Source organism: Rhodobacteraceae bacterium S2214, assembly GCA_025141675.1.
In the GTDB taxonomy this organism is placed as follows: domain Bacteria; phylum Pseudomonadota; class Alphaproteobacteria; order Rhodobacterales; family Rhodobacteraceae; genus Yoonia.
Map to the genome: position 1 here is coordinate 3,165,611 of CP081161.1, position 16,362 is coordinate 3,181,972.

20 protein-coding genes and 1 other RNA gene are annotated in these 16,362 nt (G+C 55.5%); 7 read left to right on the top strand and 14 right to left on the bottom strand.

The features are described from left to right. Positions 1-61: 61 nt before the first annotated feature. From K3729_15630 to ccoN, 5 genes are all read right to left on the bottom strand, one after another. Positions 62-658 (bottom strand): hypothetical protein, encoded by a 597-nt coding sequence (locus K3729_15630; protein UWQ98830.1) that lies wholly within the window; start codon positions 656-658, stop codon positions 62-64. Positions 659-848: 190 nt separating this feature from the next. After that, entirely contained in the window at positions 849-1,724 is an 876-nt protein-coding gene (ccoP, locus tag K3729_15635) for a cytochrome-c oxidase, cbb3-type subunit III (GenBank protein UWQ98831.1), read from the bottom strand. Continuing rightward, positions 1,721-1,906: a cbb3-type cytochrome c oxidase subunit 3 gene (locus K3729_15640; protein UWQ98832.1), complete on the bottom strand. Its 186-nt coding sequence runs from the start codon at positions 1,904-1,906 to the stop codon at positions 1,721-1,723. Before K3729_15640 ends, ccoP begins: the two co-directional genes overlap by 4 nt. A 12-nt stretch (positions 1,907-1,918) precedes the next feature. Then, complete coding sequence (gene ccoO / locus K3729_15645) at positions 1,919-2,644, bottom strand: cytochrome-c oxidase, cbb3-type subunit II (GenBank protein UWQ98833.1); 726 nt, start codon at positions 2,642-2,644, stop codon at positions 1,919-1,921. Between the two features lie 12 nt (positions 2,645-2,656). Beyond that, the gene (gene ccoN / locus K3729_15650) at positions 2,657-4,255 is read right to left on the bottom strand and encodes a cytochrome-c oxidase, cbb3-type subunit I (GenBank protein UWQ98834.1); all 1,599 of its coding nucleotides are present in this window, start codon (positions 4,253-4,255) and stop codon (positions 2,657-2,659) included. Between the two features lie 187 nt (positions 4,256-4,442). On the opposite strand from ccoN, the gene K3729_15655 reads away from it, so the two are divergent. Next, a complete protein-coding gene (locus tag K3729_15655; protein UWQ98835.1) occupies positions 4,443-5,282 on the top strand; it encodes a universal stress protein in 840 nt (279 codons plus the stop codon). Here the strand turns inward: K3729_15655 and K3729_15660 are convergent. The 9 genes from K3729_15660 to K3729_15700 form a co-directional block, all read right to left on the bottom strand. Beyond that, positions 5,279-6,010: a Crp/Fnr family transcriptional regulator gene (locus K3729_15660; protein UWQ98836.1), complete on the bottom strand. Its 732-nt coding sequence runs from the start codon at positions 6,008-6,010 to the stop codon at positions 5,279-5,281. The two genes, K3729_15655 and K3729_15660, sit on opposite strands and share 4 nt — an antisense overlap. Before the next feature lie 185 nt (positions 6,011-6,195). Further along, positions 6,196-6,363, bottom strand: coding sequence for a 50S ribosomal protein L33 (gene rpmG, locus K3729_15665; protein ID UWQ98837.1), 168 nt, complete (start codon positions 6,361-6,363; stop codon positions 6,196-6,198). A 114-nt stretch (positions 6,364-6,477) separates the two neighbouring features. Then, entirely contained in the window at positions 6,478-6,879 is a 402-nt protein-coding gene (locus tag K3729_15670) for a PAS domain-containing protein (protein UWQ98838.1), read from the bottom strand. A gap of 106 nt (positions 6,880-6,985) precedes the next feature. Further along, an RNA gene (gene rnpB / locus K3729_15675) (RNase P RNA component class A) lies at positions 6,986-7,366 on the bottom strand. Between the two features lie 11 nt (positions 7,367-7,377). Further along, entirely contained in the window at positions 7,378-7,992 is a 615-nt protein-coding gene (locus K3729_15680; GenBank protein UWR01090.1) for an N-acetylmuramoyl-L-alanine amidase, read from the bottom strand. Positions 7,993-8,048: 56 nt separating this feature from the next. Then, positions 8,049-8,837, bottom strand: coding sequence for a hypothetical protein (locus K3729_15685; protein ID UWR01091.1), 789 nt, complete (start codon positions 8,835-8,837; stop codon positions 8,049-8,051). A gap of 22 nt (positions 8,838-8,859) precedes the next feature. Continuing rightward, on the bottom strand, positions 8,860-10,338 hold the full coding sequence (gene gatA / locus K3729_15690; protein UWQ98839.1) for an Asp-tRNA(Asn)/Glu-tRNA(Gln) amidotransferase subunit GatA: 1,479 nt from the start codon (positions 10,336-10,338) through the stop codon (positions 8,860-8,862). Next, a complete protein-coding gene (gene gatC / locus K3729_15695) occupies positions 10,338-10,625 on the bottom strand; it encodes an Asp-tRNA(Asn)/Glu-tRNA(Gln) amidotransferase subunit GatC (protein UWQ98840.1) in 288 nt (95 codons plus the stop codon). Before gatC ends, gatA begins: the two co-directional genes overlap by 1 nt. Positions 10,626-10,713: 88 nt before the next feature. Further along, positions 10,714-11,163 carry a nucleoside deaminase gene (locus K3729_15700; GenBank protein ID UWQ98841.1) on the bottom strand — a complete coding sequence of 150 codons (450 nt, stop codon included), beginning with the start codon at positions 11,161-11,163 and terminating at the stop codon, positions 10,714-10,716. A 122-nt stretch (positions 11,164-11,285) separates the two neighbouring features. On the opposite strand from K3729_15700, the gene K3729_15705 reads away from it, so the two are divergent. The 6 genes from K3729_15705 to K3729_15730 all read left to right on the top strand — a co-directional run bounded on the left by K3729_15705 (position 11,286) and on the right by K3729_15730 (position 16,316). Then, a complete protein-coding gene (locus tag K3729_15705; protein ID UWQ98842.1) occupies positions 11,286-12,098 on the top strand; it encodes an rRNA pseudouridine synthase in 813 nt (270 codons plus the stop codon). Positions 12,099-12,170: 72 nt separating this feature from the next. Further along, positions 12,171-12,992 carry a tellurium resistance protein TerC gene (locus tag K3729_15710; GenBank protein UWQ98843.1) on the top strand — a complete coding sequence of 274 codons (822 nt, stop codon included), beginning with the start codon at positions 12,171-12,173 and terminating at the stop codon, positions 12,990-12,992. 55 nt (positions 12,993-13,047) lie between these two features. Beyond that, the gene (locus K3729_15715; protein UWQ98844.1) at positions 13,048-13,254 is read left to right on the top strand and encodes a hypothetical protein; all 207 of its coding nucleotides are present in this window, start codon (positions 13,048-13,050) and stop codon (positions 13,252-13,254) included. Next, on the top strand, positions 13,254-14,126 hold the full coding sequence (locus K3729_15720; protein UWQ98845.1) for a 5-bromo-4-chloroindolyl phosphate hydrolysis family protein: 873 nt from the start codon (positions 13,254-13,256) through the stop codon (positions 14,124-14,126). The genes K3729_15715 and K3729_15720 overlap by 1 nt, the downstream gene beginning before the upstream one ends. A gap of 27 nt (positions 14,127-14,153) precedes the next feature. Next, positions 14,154-15,344, top strand: a complete 1,191-nt coding sequence (locus tag K3729_15725) for a toxic anion resistance protein (protein ID UWQ98846.1) — start codon at positions 14,154-14,156, stop codon at positions 15,342-15,344. A gap of 21 nt (positions 15,345-15,365) precedes the next feature. After that, complete coding sequence (locus K3729_15730) at positions 15,366-16,316, top strand: DUF2927 domain-containing protein (protein ID UWR01092.1); 951 nt, start codon at positions 15,366-15,368, stop codon at positions 16,314-16,316. Positions 16,317-16,362 lie beyond the last annotated feature (46 nt).

Here is a 16,362-nt window from a genome sequence, read left to right on the forward strand (position 1 = left end):
TGACCTGTTCGCACAGCCTATAGAACAGATCAGGGATCAGGCGACTTTGACCTGAGTCAAACTATTCACGATCAGCGATAAATCCGCCTGCATAAATCAGGTTGGCATTGTTACCGTGGAACGCACCCACAGTCTTATCGCCACCGACCAAGCCACGTAACGGACCGCTCAATCCGCGATAGACCACGGTGCCACCCAAAGTGCGTCCGTCCATCGTGCCATTCACGGTCAAATTGCCAGCGCTTCCCGTCAGTGTGTCGTTCTCGAAATCAGCGTTTAGCGAAATGGCGCCCGAAACGTTAGAAGCAAAGCCGTAGATTTCATCGCCATTGATATCGATGCCGCTGATCTGCGACAGCTCGTAACGTCCAGTAAACGTGCCGCTTCCCGTATTTGGCCGGAAATTGACTTCGGTGCCAGGGATCAACCCTGAGATTGCTTTCAGACCTTCGCCGTCTTTGCCGCCTGCGGCATAGGCAAAACCATCACCCGACGCGTCGATCTCACGACCCGAACGAGTAATGTCGATACCGCTTGAATAAAATCCAGATGCAGACGGAGTTCGGAAGCCGGAGTCAGTCGATAGGTTTTGAATAAAGTTGCAGGCAGATAGGCTGGCGATAGCGGCGCCTGCGATAACGATGTTGAGAATGCGCATAGTCTTATAACCTCTTGGAAACACTGTTGCTTCCTAGGGGTGCATTGGGACGTGAAAAAGGCAAAATTTTGGAGTTTGTCCATCTACCTTAAATAGAAATCGCCCCCGGCTGTGCGAACAGGACCGGAGGCGATCAGCCCCGCGCGCGTGAACTACTCCACGCGCGGGACTATCCCTGTTGGAAGCGGGATTATTCGCCGCCGCCCAATTGATGGACGTAGGCAGCAACTGCATTGACATCGGCAGGTGTCAGACGCGGACCCCAAGCGGGCATCACGCCGAAGCGGGAATAGGTGATGGTTTCAACCAACGTGTCCTCATCCCCGCCATAGAGCCAGATCGCATCCGCAAGGTTCGGGGCACCAATACCGTAGTCACCTTCGGCATTGACGCCATGACACGCGCTGCATTGTTCGTCGAACAACACGGCCCCTGCTACGGCTTTATCGGCGTCATGTTCTGCCGACGACAGCGACATCACGTAGTGAACCACCTGTGAAATCTCTTCTTTCTCAAGTATTTCGCCAAAGGCCGGCATTTGCGACCAATGGGCATCCAGATCGGTTTCATTTCTGATCCCGTGGTTCACGGTGTAAGCGATGTCTTCAATCGTGCCGCCCCACAGCCAGTCATCATCCAGCAAGTTCGGATAGCCTTTGGCACCCGCCGCACCGGACCCGTGACACTGGGAACAATTGGTGCGGAATACAGCACCACCCGCAGACACCGCAAAGCGGTTCAGTTCTGCGTTGTCGCCCAATGACGCAAGTTCGACCTCGGCCAAGGCAGAGGTCAGTTCAGCGTTCTGGTCCTTATAGCGGTCGATCTCAGCGGCAACTTCACCACGTGTCGAATACCCGAGCAGACCCGTTGTAGCACCATTGATCAGCGGCCAAGCCGGATAGGCAATGACGTAGCCAATGCCCCAGATGATGCACAGATAGAACGACCACAGCCACCACCGCGGCAAAGGGTTGTTCAGTTCTTTGATGCCGTCCCATTCGTGACCTGTGGTATCGACACCGGTTGCTTCGTCGATATCTTTGTCTTTGTTTGGATCACTCATGATTTTGCCTCCGGATCGGTAGGTTGGGCGGTTTCATTGCGAAACGGGATGTCAGCGACTTCTTTGTGGACGTCACGACTGCCGGGGCGGAACGCCCAAAAAATCGTACCGATGAAGAACAGCGTCAACGCCAGCAAAACCCAGCTATCCGCCAATTCGCGCAGGAAAGAATATGTATCCATGATCTTGCTCCTTTAGCGGCTTGCATCTGGGGTGAAGGTTGAGAAGTCGACCAAAGTGCCCAGCATCTGCAGATAGGCAACAAGCGCGTCCATCTCTGTCAGCTCAGGCTGTCCATCGAAATTGGACACAACCGCATTCGGGTAGCGTTCCAACATCGCGTCCCAATCGCCGTCATAATCGACCTGCACCTTAAAGTCGGCGTTCGCGTTTTCGATCATCTCATCGGTGTAGGGAACACCCACAAAGCGGTGCGTTTCCATCAGATCTTGGACGTATTCGCCGTCGATCACTGTATCCATCAAGAACGCATATTTCGGCATGATGGATTCTGGGACAACGGATTGCGGATCAATCAGGTGATCCACATGCCACGCATCGGAATACCGACCGCCAACACGAGCGACATCAGGGCCAGTTCGCTTTGACCCCCATTGAAACGGGTGGTCATACATCGATTCTGCAGCCAATGAATAATGCCCGTACCGTTCGACCTCGTCACGCATTGGACGGATCATCTGGCTGTGGCAGTTGTAGCAACCTTCACGGATGTAGATATCGCGACCGGTGAGTTCGAGAGGGGAATACGGACGTACCCCCTCCACTTCCTCAATCGTGTTTTCGAGGTAGAAAAGCGGAGCAATTTCCACAATCCCGCCGATGGTGACCACAAGGAAGGAACCAACCAACAGCAATGTCGGGCTACGTTCCAGCATCTGGTGTTTATCAAGAAATGCCATGTCTAAGGCTCCTTATTCTGCTGGGACGCCGACCGGGGCGGTGACGTTTTCGCCACCCCGGATCGTCATGAACATGTTCCAAGCCATGATCAGGGCACCGGTCAGGTACAGAACCCCACCCAAGCCACGGACCACATACATCGGGAACTTCGCAGTCACAGTGTCAGCGAAAGAGTTCACGAGGAAACCTTGCGCATCGACTTCACGCCACATCAGGCCTTCCATAATGCCGCTGACCCACATGGATGACGCGTACAAAACGATACCGATCGTGGCCAACCAGAAGTGCCAGTTGATCGCAGCCATCGAATGCATCGATGCCTTGCCCCACAGTTTTGGTGTCAGGAAGTACAGCGCACCAAAGGTGATCATCCCGTTCCAACCAAGCGCACCGGAATGCACGTGACCAATGGTCCAGTCAGTGTAGTGGGACAGCGAGTTCACAGCGCGGATCGACATCATCGGTCCTTCGAAAGTGGACATGCCGTAGAACGCGAGCGACACAACCATCATGCGGATAATCGGATCGGTACGCAGTTTGTCCCAAGCCCCTTGCAGGGTCATCAGACCGTTGATCATACCACCCCAGCTTGGCATCCAAAGAATGATCGAGAAAACCATACCCAATGTAGACGCCCAGTCAGGCAACGCGGTGTAGTGCAAATGGTGTGGACCAGCCCAGATATAAAGGAAGATCAGCGCCCAGAAGTGGATGATCGACAGCTTATAAGAGAAAACCGGACGACCCGCCTGCTTTGGCACGAAGTAGTACATCATGCCGAGGAAGCCCGCCGTCAGGAAGAACCCAACCGCATTGTGGCCATACCACCATTGGGTCATCGCATCTTGGACGCCTGCAAAAACCTGCACCGATTTACTGCCCCAAATGGACACAGGCACGGACAGGTTGTTGACGATATGCAGCATCGCGACAGTGACGATAAAGCTCAGGAAGAACCAGTTCGCCACGTAGATGTGCTTTTCTTTGCGGGTGAAGATCGTCCCGAGATACACGACAAGATAGGCGACCCAAACAATGGTCAGCCAGATATCAACGTACCATTCAGGTTCGGCATATTCTTTGGATTGGGTAGCGCCGAGGAGATAACCAGTGGCCGCCAAAACAATAAACAAATTATAACCCCAGAACACGAACCACGCGAGGTTTCCGCCCCACAACCGCGACCCAGAGGTCCGCTGCACAACGTAGAACGAAGACATAATCAACGCATTGCCGCCAAACGCAAAAATCACCGCACTTGTGTGCAGTGGGCGCAGACGGCCAAAGTTGGCATAGGGTTGGGCCCATTCAAGGTTCAGCGCGGGAAAGGCAAGCTGGAACGCAATAACCACGCCCACCAGAAACCCGACACAGCCCCAGAACCCTGTGGCAATAACACCATAACGGATGACGCCATCCATATAACCGTTGGTATCAACCAACGTGACCGGCTCGTCCGTTTGGCGCAAAACCCAAATGAACATGCCGGACGCAACAAGCATGATTAATACAGCGTGGACCTGATAGGCCACATCGCGTGCGAAACTCGACGCGACCGCTGCGAACAAAATAACGATGCCTAACGCAATAAGCTTTAGGTAGTTCAACATCGCAAATACCCCTTTCTTGAGACCCCGACTCAATTGGACGCGGTCCTATTCATTGGCCCGTTTTGGCTCACGGCGGCGTGAGCGACATTGATCTGGGTCAAGAAATGGAAGGAAAAGATATTGCGCTAGATCAAAGACCCCTTCGAAAAGTTACGGCACCTTGCCCGCACAACATCGGAGGATGATCATGACCTACACATCGATAGCGACGATTCTTCACAATAAAGATGCGGACAAATCCGCGCTGGAATTCGCCATTAGTTTTGCCCGCCATCACGACGCCCATTTACACGTGCTTTGCACAGGTGTCGATGAAACAGAGCCTGGTTTCTATTATGCAGGTGCCCACGCCATCGCGGTTCAACAAAACTTTGATCTGGCGCGCGAAGAAGCCGACCAACTTGAAACCGCCGCACAGGCGCGTTTGGCATCAGAAGATATCAAATGGGACGTGCAGTCCGTGACCGTGATGCCGGGTGGGCTTGATCCGTTTTTGGCAGATCATATGCGCTTTTTCGACCTGACAATCCTGCCAGCCCCGCATCAAGGCAACAACGACCGCATTGATGCTATGACGTTTGAGGCATGTTTATTTGGCGCAGACGTGCCTGTTCTGGTAGTGCCCCAAGGCGTTGAAATGTCAGGCAACTTTAACAACATCAAGGTCGCATGGGACGACGGGGTCGAAGCCATGGCAGCCGCCCGTGCAGCGCTTCCCCTGATGAAGGACGCAAAGATTACGACCATTGCGATTGTTGACCCACCGATGCACGCCCCAGACCGGTCGGATCCCGGTGGCAAACTTGCCGCATACCTTGTGCGCAACGGTGCAAAAGTCGACGTCGCTATTCATGCCCGCACACAGCCGTCTATTGCGGCGCAGCTATTGGCAAGGGCGGCTGAGACAGACGTCGACCTCATGGTCATGGGCGCATATGGTCATTCCAGAATGCGCGAAGCGATCTTGGGGGGCGTCACGCGGGACATGCTACGGTTGACCACCCTCCCCTTACTTATGGCGCATTAACCTAGGTCGGTTCCCGTTTCTGCCTGAAGGGCACCAACATCCGGGATCGTGATGTCACGCTTACCGTCCATCACGATCAACCCGTCTTTGCGGAGCTTGGAAAACTGGCGGCTGACTGTTTCTAATGTCAGCCCCATGTAATCTGCCATCGCTTCACGGGTCAGTGGCAAGCTGATCTTCTTATTTGCCACTGCAGCAGGCGTTTTTTCTTCACTCGTCCGGCGCACGATCATCATCAGGAACGTCGCAATTTTCTCGCGGGCTGTTTTACGGCCAAGCAGCAACATCCAGTCCCGCGCGGCGTCCAATTCATCCAGAGCCATTTCCATCAGACGTTGGGCCACGTGTGGCGTCGCCTCGACCATCTTTTCAAAGCTATCTCTGCGGAAACAGCACAGTGTGACATCGGTGACAGCCGTTACATCGTAAGTCGCCGTTTCCCGCCCGGGACGCCCGATAAAATCAGATGGCAGCAGCAAGCCCATCGTCTGCTTGCGCCCGTCTTCCATCAGCCGCTCGATCGTTGCGGTGCCGCTGACAACGGATCCTACGAACGCCATAGGGTCACCGGCCCACATAATTGGCTGGCCCGCATCGAATGAACGATAATACTTCATCTCATCGAGCACGAGGATTTCGTCTTCATCACAGGTTGCACATACGGCGCGATGGCGAATTGGGCAGCCACTACAGTTGCGATCTTTTTCAAACGACGCCTGAAGGTCCATGATGTGCCTGCTAATTATCGAGATTGATATGACTATGCCACGATCAGCTAAGGATTGTCAGCCCTTGCGATGTCGCAGGTGACGTTGTGTTAGCCTATCATTTTGCGAGCAGCCAAATGCCGTGACCCAAAACGAAAAAAGCCGCGCTAGGGGCGCGGCTTAACTCTTCCAAAGATGGGATCAATTTACTTGATCTTACCTTCTTTGTACTCAACGTGCTTACGCACAACAGGGTCGTACTTCTTGATGACCATCTTTTCAGTCATTGTACGTGCGTTCTTTTTTGTGACGTAGAAGTGCCCGGTCCCTGCAGAGGAGTTCAGGCGGATTTTGATGGTGGTAGGCTTCGCCATGGCTCATCTCTCCGGTATGCGGCCCAAACGGCCTGCGGGTGAATATCTATAGAAGCTGCCTTTTACCCGTGCAGCAGTCCGAGTCAACCGCAATAACCCGCTTTTGGGCCAGCATTAGTGCTTTGTTACGGGGCGGGACACCGCGAGCACAGAAGCGACGTCACCAGCTTCATCAAAAATCGGCGAAATCCGGATGTCCCAGTCAACGGGCAACCCTTCAGCATTCGGAAACCGCGCCCAATAGGTTGAGACGATTCCGCGCCATGCGCGATTCAATGCAACGGTTAAAGGGGCATGCGCATCGGCGGGCCATGTCTTGCACCAGCTCCGACCAATAATCTGGGTTGCGTCATCAAGACCAATCGTTTCGACAAATACGTCGCTTACCAGTGCGACACGACCCGTGTCAGATAAAACTGCGACGCATGTCGCGGCACTGCGGACATCGTCACGTCTTAGTCTTGGGGCGGTGGCCCCGATCATTTCCAATGTGGTTGGGTCATTTTGAACTATCATACGATCCCCTCACCAAGCAGAACGACTCACTTCGCGATTGGTTCCAGCTTGGGATGAAATGGTTAACAAACGCCAGAGAAATCAACATTTTGCGAAACAAGATATTTTGCGCGGACGGCCTATAAGCCGGATTTTGTCCTTCGGGTTGCCCCGAATGGATGACCATTCATCTGACGACGTTGTTGCCAACGCCGCTCTAGCTGCCAACCCGGACCTGCTGGGGGTCAAGCATCCCCGTCCCCCTTGCGGGCGACACGCGGTCCCTATTTGGCATTGCTCCCGGTGGGGCTTGCCGTGCCGTCCGTGTTGCCACGTCCGCGGTGGGCTCTTACCCCACCGTTTCACCTTTTCCCGCGCGGACGCGGGTAGTTTACATCTCTGTGGCGCTGTCCCTAGGGTTACCCCCGCCGGGGATTACCCGGCACCGTGCTTTGTGGAGTCCGGACTTTCCTCGACATCGAAATGCCGCGGCCATCCAGCCATCCGCGCAGATGCCGCTTAGGCCGTGGCCGGGCCTGCGTCAACGGGGAAACGGGTGGCGAGATCAGTGATCAACGCAATGTCGGTGGCATCAAGCGGACCAGCCGCCCATGGCCGGAAACGCATCCGAAACACGGACAACAGTAAGTCCGGATCATCACAGCGATAGCCAAATCGCGCGGCCATCTCTGCAAAGTTGGCATCAGAAGCGCCTGTTTCTGTAGGCCAAACACCTAATCCTTCGCACCACAAGCGTCCCCAGTCGAACCGCACGCCCGGATCAATCTTGCGTCCTGGCGCCATATCAGAATGCCCAATGATCCGTTCAGGTTTGATCGACCAGCGCTGTGTGATTCCATGAAGCAGCAGGATCAGCGCATCCATCTGTCGTATCGCAAACGGGGAAAACCCGTCATTCGCGATTTCAATCCCGATCGACCGGCTGTTCACATCAACAACATCACCCCACGCGCCCGCACCAGCGTGCCAAGCACGCTGATCTTCGGCAACCATCGACCGAACGGTGCCATCCTCATCAATCAAATAATGGGCGGACACTTCGTTGTCGGGATTACACAACGTCCGGCACGCCGCATCTGCAGACGCCATAGCTGTGTAATGCAAAACAACCATATCCGGCACACACGCCTCTCTGCGCGGGCCAAAATTCGGCGATGGGTGTGTAAGGGTCAGTTGCCGGCCGCTGCGCGGAATGGCGCAGGATCCCAGCCACAAGCAAAACCGTCACCATCCGGATCAATCCCACGCGGATCGCGTTCAGGGCCGCCACGAATCAAGAAATCGCGCTGTGCGGCATCTGGACTGCCGTAAGTCGCGCAGTTGCTTGAAAAACGCGATTCGCCAGACAGGATCGAACGGGAATACCATTCCTGCCCCTTCTGGTTCGGCGCGTTGATTGCATAAGACACAATATTCGGACCAGAATCAGCACGTGTTTCAGGCAACGGAACAGGTTCAACCACGATCAACGCTTCGGCCTGCTGGGCACGACGCTGCGCATCACTTTCGATCGTTTCTCGGCTCGACACAGCGTCAAAGCTGTTTTCGTCCGAAATCTCTGGGTTATTTGCCAGACGACGTTCGCGTTCTTCTGCTGTTTCACCGATTGGTGCCGCAGAGGTCGCGTTGAGCGGCGCAGTCGTCACAGCCGCGCTTGTTCCGATTCCCGCAGCAGCCAAATCCGATGTCGGGATCGCTTGGTCTGACGTGGTAGCGCCTGCCGCGCTTGGTGTTTCATTCGAAATCACAGGCTGACGCGTTGCGGAAAGCGGGGCACCGATGGTTTGGCCCTGCAATTGCGCTTCGCGTCGTGCGCGATCCAGTTCGAAATCAGCGTAATCGCCAAAACCGACACCACGCCCGCTGTCAGGAACAGCGGGTGGCGTTACTTCACATGCGGCCAAGGCCAAAACAGCCACAAGGCTGAAACTACCAATTTTCACGAGGTCACACCCCAATCGTTTGAAATCAGCGGTGGGTTTACCACCACTTCGCCGGTTTGGCCACAAATCCTGCGGCCTGTTCAAGCGCATAGGCAACGTTCAGCAGATCGCCCTCTTCCCAAGGACGACCAATCAACTGAAGACCGAGCGGAAGACCGTTTTTATCAAGGCCCGCAGGCACTGCGATCCCTGGCAGACCAGCCAAGTTCACTGTGACCGTAAAGACATCGTTCAGGTACATCTGGATTGGATCGGCATCCTTCATAGCGCCCAGCGCAAAAGCAGACGACGGCGTCGCTGGCGTCAGGATCGCATCAACACCGCTTGCATAGACTTTATCAAAGTCCTGCTTGATCAGCGCACGCACCTTACGGGCACGGTTGTAATAAGCGTCGTAGAAACCGGCGGACAGCACGTATGTCCCGACCATCACGCGGCGCTGCACCTCTGCGCCGAAGCCTTCCGCGCGGGTTTTTTCGTACATTTCGGTGATGCCGTCGCCCGCTTCGAGCTTTGCACGATGACCGAACCGCACACCGTCATAACGGGCAAGGTTGGATGACGCTTCTGCTGGCGCAATCACATAATATGCAGGCAACGCATATTTCGTGTGCGGCAAGGAAATGTCACGGATTTCGGCACCTGCGTCTTTCAGCATTGCGGTGCCGTCTTTCCACAGCTTTTCGATTTCTTCGGGCATGCCGTCCATGTGATATTCTTTTGGAATACCAATGACTTTACCTTTGATATCGCCTGTTAGGGCGGCTTCAAAGTTGGGCACTGCGATGTCGGCGGACGTCGAATCCTTCGGGTCATGACCACACATCGCTTCCAGCATAATCGCGCTGTCGCGGACGTCTTTGGTCATCGGACCAGCCTGATCAAGCGACGACGCAAAAGCGACAACGCCCCAACGTGATACGCGGCCATAGGTTGGCTTAATGCCGGTTGTGCCGGTAAACGCGGCTGGCTGGCGGATAGAGCCGCCTGTATCGGTGCCTGTCGCACCAAGGCACAAATCAGCGGCAACGGCAGACGCGGAGCCACCAGAAGACCCACCCGGTGTCAGTTCAGCGTCAACTTTCCATGGGTTCACGGCATTGCCGTAAACAGAGGTCTCGTTTGACGACCCCATCGCAAATTCGTCCATGTTCAGCTTACCAAGCATAACGGAACCTGCATCAAACAACTGCGTAGTCACAGTCGATTCATATTCCGGCTTGAAGCCTTCCAAGATGCCAGACGCCGCTTGGGACGCGACACCTTTGGTGCAGAACAAATCTTTGATGCCCAACGGGATACCGCACATGTCAGGGGCATCGCCCGCTTTGATGCGCACGTCCGCAGCTTTGGCCTGATCCATCGCGATATCAGGGGTGTGATGCACAAATGCGTTCAGCGCACCGGCCCCTTCGATGGATTTCAGATAGCTTTCGGTCAATTCCGCAGAAGACACGTCGCCCTTGCGCATTGCATCGCGGGCACCAGCAATTGTCAGTTTGGACAGATCAGTCATTATTCAACCACCTTCGGCACAGCAAAGAACCCTTCACGGGCATCAGGGGCGTTGGCCAGCACTTTTTCCTGCTGGTCGCCGTCAGTCACAACATCTTCGCGGCGCTTCAAACGCTGCGGTGTGACAGAGGTCATCGGTTCAACACCGTCCACATCAACTTCATTGAGCTGCTCAATGAACCCGAGAATCGCGCTAAATTCTGACGCCAGCGCAGGCAATGCGTCGTCCTCTACCTGAATGCGGGCAAGTTTTGCCACGCGGCGGGCGGTTTCTGTGTCAATGGACATGGGGCCGTGTCTCCGTCTGATATCGAAGTCGCGTTTACCGTCCCGTGGGGTGGCCTGCAAGGACATGCGGCGGTTGGCGTGCGAAAACCTAGCGCCTGCGAGATGCAAAAAAGGATTTGAGCAATCCCTCGGACGCGAGCGCATCAATTCCGTCATAGACTTCGGGGGCATGATGGCACTGGGCATGGGCAAAGACACGCGGACCTTGAGCGACACCACCGGATTTGGGGTCGGCCGCCCCATAGTAAAGCCGCGCGATCCGCGCATTGCTGATGGCGGCGGCACACATCGGACAAGGCTCCAAGGTGACATACAGGTCGCATCCTGTCAGGCGTTCCTGCCCTAGTTCGGTACAGGCCGCACGAATAGCTAAGACTTCGGCGTGCGCCGTCGGATCGTTCAGTTCACGGGTCCGGTTGCCGGCTTTTGCAAGCACGGCGCCTTGCCGCACGATCACGGCCCCGACCGGTACTTCGCCACGGGCAGCCGCATCTCTGGCTTCGGTCAGCGCAATATCCATGTAACTTCGAAACTTCATGCAGTGTTGTCACGCAAATGTAGTGTCTGGCGCAAGTGTCGGATGCCTCCGGCGGGGATATTTAAGGCCAAAAGAAAGGCGGGCCATTGCCTCGACCGCCTGTGGTGCGTAAGGCTGCACACATGTCAGATGATATCCCAAAGGGCGACCGGATCGCCAAAGTTTTGTCCCGTGCCGGGATTGCGTCCCGCCGCGAAGCCGAACGTATGATCGCTGAAGGGCGCGTCACCGTGAACGGTAAGGTCATTGATAGCCCTGCCCTGAATATCATCGGTGGTGCGCGGATCACTGTTGATGGCAAACCTGTGGGCGAACCCGATCCGCCGCGTATTTGGCTGTATCACAAGCCCGCAGGCCTCGTGACGACCGAACGCGATGAACGCGACAGGCCCACCGTTTTTGCAAACTTGCCTGAAGATATGCCCCGCGTGATGTCCGTTGGACGGTTAGATATCAATTCCGAAGGCCTGCTTTTGTTGACCAATGATGGTGAATTGAAGCGCAAACTGGAATTGCCCAGCACAGGATGGCTACGCCGGTATCGCGTTCGGATCAAAGGGTCCGCATCAGAGGCCAGCCTTGATCGCCTGCGTGAAGGTATCAGTGTCGAAGGCGTCAATTACCAGCCAATGACCGTCACCTTTGACCGTCAACAAGGTGCCAACGCATGGCTGACCATCAGCATCCGCGAAGGCAAGAACCGCGAAATCCGCCGCGCAATGGAAGCCATCGGCGCGACCGTGAACCGTTTGATCCGCGTCAGCTATGGCCCGTTCCAATTAGGCGCACTGGCGCAAGGCGAAGTGGAAGAAGTGAAGCAGCGCGTTGTCCGCGATCAATTGGGCCTGTCCGGCAAACCAACCCCGACACGCACGCGCAAACCAGTCAATCGTCCCGTAAAAGGCCGCCCTACGGGGAAAAACACAAGACGTTGAACCCTTGTGGCGGTTTACGGGTTATGCACAATATGCGTGACGCGCGCACTGCCAGAATAGGGAACGACACACGTGGCTGATCTTTTAACACTCGAGAACGCAACCAACCTCATCATGCTTTGCTTTTTGCAGGCGGTTTTGGGGTTTGATAACCTTCTCTATATTTCGATTGAAAGCCAACGCGCGCCCGTCGCCCAGCAAAAGTCGGTGCGCTTTTGGGGAATTATCATCGCGGTGGCCCTGCGGGTTGTTCTGCTGTTTGTGATGATCAGCTTGATCGATGCGCTAGCCGCACCGTTTTACACATTCGCATGGGAAGGCGTTCTGGAAGGTGCCGTGAACTTTGCCACATGCGTGTTCGTCTTTGGCGGCGTGTTCATTATGTACACGGCGATTAAGGAAATCCGGCACATGCTGTCGGTCGAACACCTTGGCCACGATGTTGAAGGCAAATCCGGAAAATCCGCCGTTCAGGTCGTACTGCTGATTGTTATGATGAACCTGATCTTCTCGTTCGACTCGGTTCTGTCTGCCCTTGCGATTACGGACGTGTTCCCAATCTTGGCAACGGCAATCCTGCTGTCCGGCCTCGCAATGCTGCTGCTCGCTGACGGCGTGACAAAGTTTCTTGAAAAAAACCGCATGTACGAGGTGCTTGGCCTCTTTATCCTGCTGATCGTTGGTGTTGTGCTTCTTGGTGAAGCAGGTGTTGCCGCGTCCCACGCGATGCATGACGATTCGATGGGGATCAAGGTCTTTGGCCAAGACATTATTCCAATGTCGAAATCCACATTCTACTTCTCTGTTGTCGTATTGTTTGCTGTTGAAATCCTGCAATCCGGCTACGCGCGCAAGCTGAACGCAGAACGGGCAGCAAACCAGAAACATTCGTAATTTCCGAAACGGTGCTTATCTGTTGACCAACCCGAGGTAACCAACGCTGTGAACCATGATCAAACTATTGCTGCTCTTTTTATTGCTACTCCCCGCAATCATGGGTGGCTTGGTCATATGGGCGTTACTCAGGTGGTTCAACGGGGCACCACCGCAAAAAAGCATTGGGGAAACCTTGCCTGAGACGATCCGGACAATCGCATTCATCGTGCTTGTGATCCTGCTGTTTGGCGTGACCAGCGGCTTTTTGGGGGCAGCGTAATGGCGAAGAAATTTGGCGGAAAATATAGCCCGAACGGGACGTCTTCTGGTGCGGATATCCGTGAAACACCGCCCGACCGGCCAATCGAAGACAACACGAAAGGCACGACTTTGTTATTCGTGCCCGCAATTATTCTTGTCTTCACTTCAATCAATGATGGCCCTGCGATGCTCGCAATCGCACTGCTGGGCGCAGCATTGTTGACCTTTGCGGCATGGTTCACGCGCGAGGGACTGCAGGCACAAGCCGAATACGATGCCCGCCGTGTTGCACGCAAACCCGCGATCCCGCGCAAGATGATCGCGTCATTGGCAACCGGTTTGGGTATTACTTTGGCCGCATACACTGGCGATACTGGGCTGATCGGGTCCGTGATCTACGGCATTGTCGGGGCAGTCCTGCATACCGTGGCCTTTGGCGTTGACCCGTTGAAAGACAAGCGGATGGAAGGCGTGGATACCTTCCAACAAGACCGCGTTGCCCGCGTCGTGGATCAAGCCGATGCAAGCCTGGCCGCGATGAAAGATCACATCGCCCGTCTCGAAGACCGTGATTTGACGGCACGCGTTGCGTCTTTCGATGCAACGGCCCGTAAGATGGCCCGCACGGTTGAAGAAGACCCGCGCGACCTGACACGCGCCCGTAAGTATCTGGGCGTCTACCTTGAAGGCGCGCGCGACGCGACGGTCAAGTTTGTGGACCTGTATACGCGTAAACCTGATCCGTCTGTGCGGACCGACTACATCGCTCTGCTCGACGACCTACAAGACAACTTTGCCGCACGGACTGACAAGATGATGGAAGACGACCGGACGGATATGGATATCGAAATCAAAGTGCTGCGCGACCGATTGCAGCGTGACGGCCTGTGAAACAGGTCGCTAACCTAGGGGGACAATATGTCTGAAACGATCCGCGAAAAAGCTGCCGCAACGCTGGCTGATGTTGAAAAAGTGACAGCTGTTGTGCTGGCTGAGCCGATGGGCGACCTTGTTCCGCTAGCGGCAGCTGATGCGCCAACGTCAGCTGAAATCACCAAACGCATGAACGAAATCGACATCACCGAAACGCAGTCGATCATTTCTTTCGGGTCCGGCGCACAGGCCGAATTGCAAGAAATTTCACAATCCATGCTGCAAGGCGTGCGCAACAAAGACGTCGGGCCAGCGGGCGACAGCCTGCGCAACATCGTGTCCACAATCCGCGGTTTCTCGGTTTCTGAACTCGACGTGCGTCGTAAACGCAGCTGGTGGGAAAAACTGTTGGGTCGTGCTGCACCAATGGCGAAGTTTGTTGCGCGTTTTGAAGATGTTCAAGGCCAGATCGACGGTATTACCGAAGACCTGTTGCGCCACGAGGGCGTATTGTTGCGCGACATCGAAAGCCTTGATGTGCTGTATGACAAGACCCTCGCATTCTACGACGAACTCGCCCTTTACATCGCGGCTGGCGAAGCGAAGCTCGAAGAACTGGATGCAACCGTGATCCCTGCCAAGGTTGCAGAAGTAGAAGCAGCCCCGGAAAACGACGCGGTAATGATGGCGCAAGAATTGCGCGATATGCGTGCGGCCCGTGACGATCTGGAACGCCGTGTGCACGATCTGAAACTGACACGTCAGGTGACAATGCAATCCTTGCCGTCGATCCGCCTTGTGCAAGAAAATGACAAGTCGCTGGTCACGAAGATCAACTCGACTTTGGTCAACACAGTGCCACTTTGGGAAACCCAACTGGCTCAGGCCGTCACTATTCAACGTTCCGCCGAAGCGGCTGAAGCTGTGCGTAGCGCAAACGACCTGACGAACGAACTGCTGACGGCCAACGCTAAAAACCTGCGCGATGCGAACAAAGTTATCCGTACCGAAATGGAACGCGGCGTGTTCGACATCAACGCAGTGAAGCAAGCGAACGCCGATCTGATTGCGACGATCAATGAAAGCTTGGAAATCGCGGACGAAGGCAAGCGCAAGCGCGCCGAAGCAGAAGCCGACATGATCAAGATGGAGAAAGAGCTGAAAGACACGCTCGCCTCTGCAAAAGCACGCGGTGACAAAACCGGTGACACCATCGGCACAGCGACAGGTGCATAAGTGACAAACGCAAGCGGCATTATTCGCGCAGTGGGCCTTACGGGCCTGCTGACGCTTGCCGCTTGCGAAACCACACCACCCGTCACGCCTGTCCCCGACACGCCACCGGTCAGTCGTCCGGAACCAGTCGAAGAACTGGCCCCTCCCGTGATCACGGAACCAAGCGAGACCAGCAAAGCGCTGGCGACGTATTACCGGCGCCTTCAAAATGATCTGCTGACGCAAGGCTTATTGCGCGGCGATGGCGGCGGTCCCGATACCCCGTTCACCGACACCGTGCTAGCCCGCAATTTCGTGCGGATCGCTTTGTTTGACGAATACATCACCGACGGCGATGTATTGCGTCCGCAGGCCACCCTTTCACGTTTACGCCGCTGGGATATGCCCGTGCGCATGACGATGGAATTTGGGGCCTCGGTTACGCCGGAACAACAATCCCGCGACCGCACCACTGTGGCCGCCTATGCGCAGCGGCTATCGCGTGTATCTGGACTTTCGATCCTGCAAACGGACGCAGACCCCAATTTCCACGTTCTTGTGCTTGGCGAAGATGACCGCGCGACCTACCGCGACCGCCTGCGTGAAATCGTGCCGGGCATCGCCGAAAGCTCTTTGCGAGCGATCACCCAACTGCCGCGCGACCAGCTTTGCATCGTTGTCGCCTTTTCCGAAGGCGGCGGTGCCAGTTATTCCAAAGCCGTGGCGATCATACGGTCCGAACACCCCGATCTCTTGCGCACGTCCTGTTTCCACGAAGAGCTGGCACAGGGGCTTGGCCTTGCCAACGACAGCCCGCAGGCGCGCCCGTCCATTTTCAACGACGACGAAGAATTTGGGTTGCTGACGACACACGACGAATTGCTGCTGAAAATGCTCTACGATCCGCGTTTCCGCACCGGTATGTCCGCCGCCGAAGCCGCCCCAATTGCGCGGATCATCGCGCGCGAATTACTCGATTCCGGTCCCACATAGGGTCCGTTTTTCATGACCTTGCTATGCGGCGCACCGCTGCCTAGCA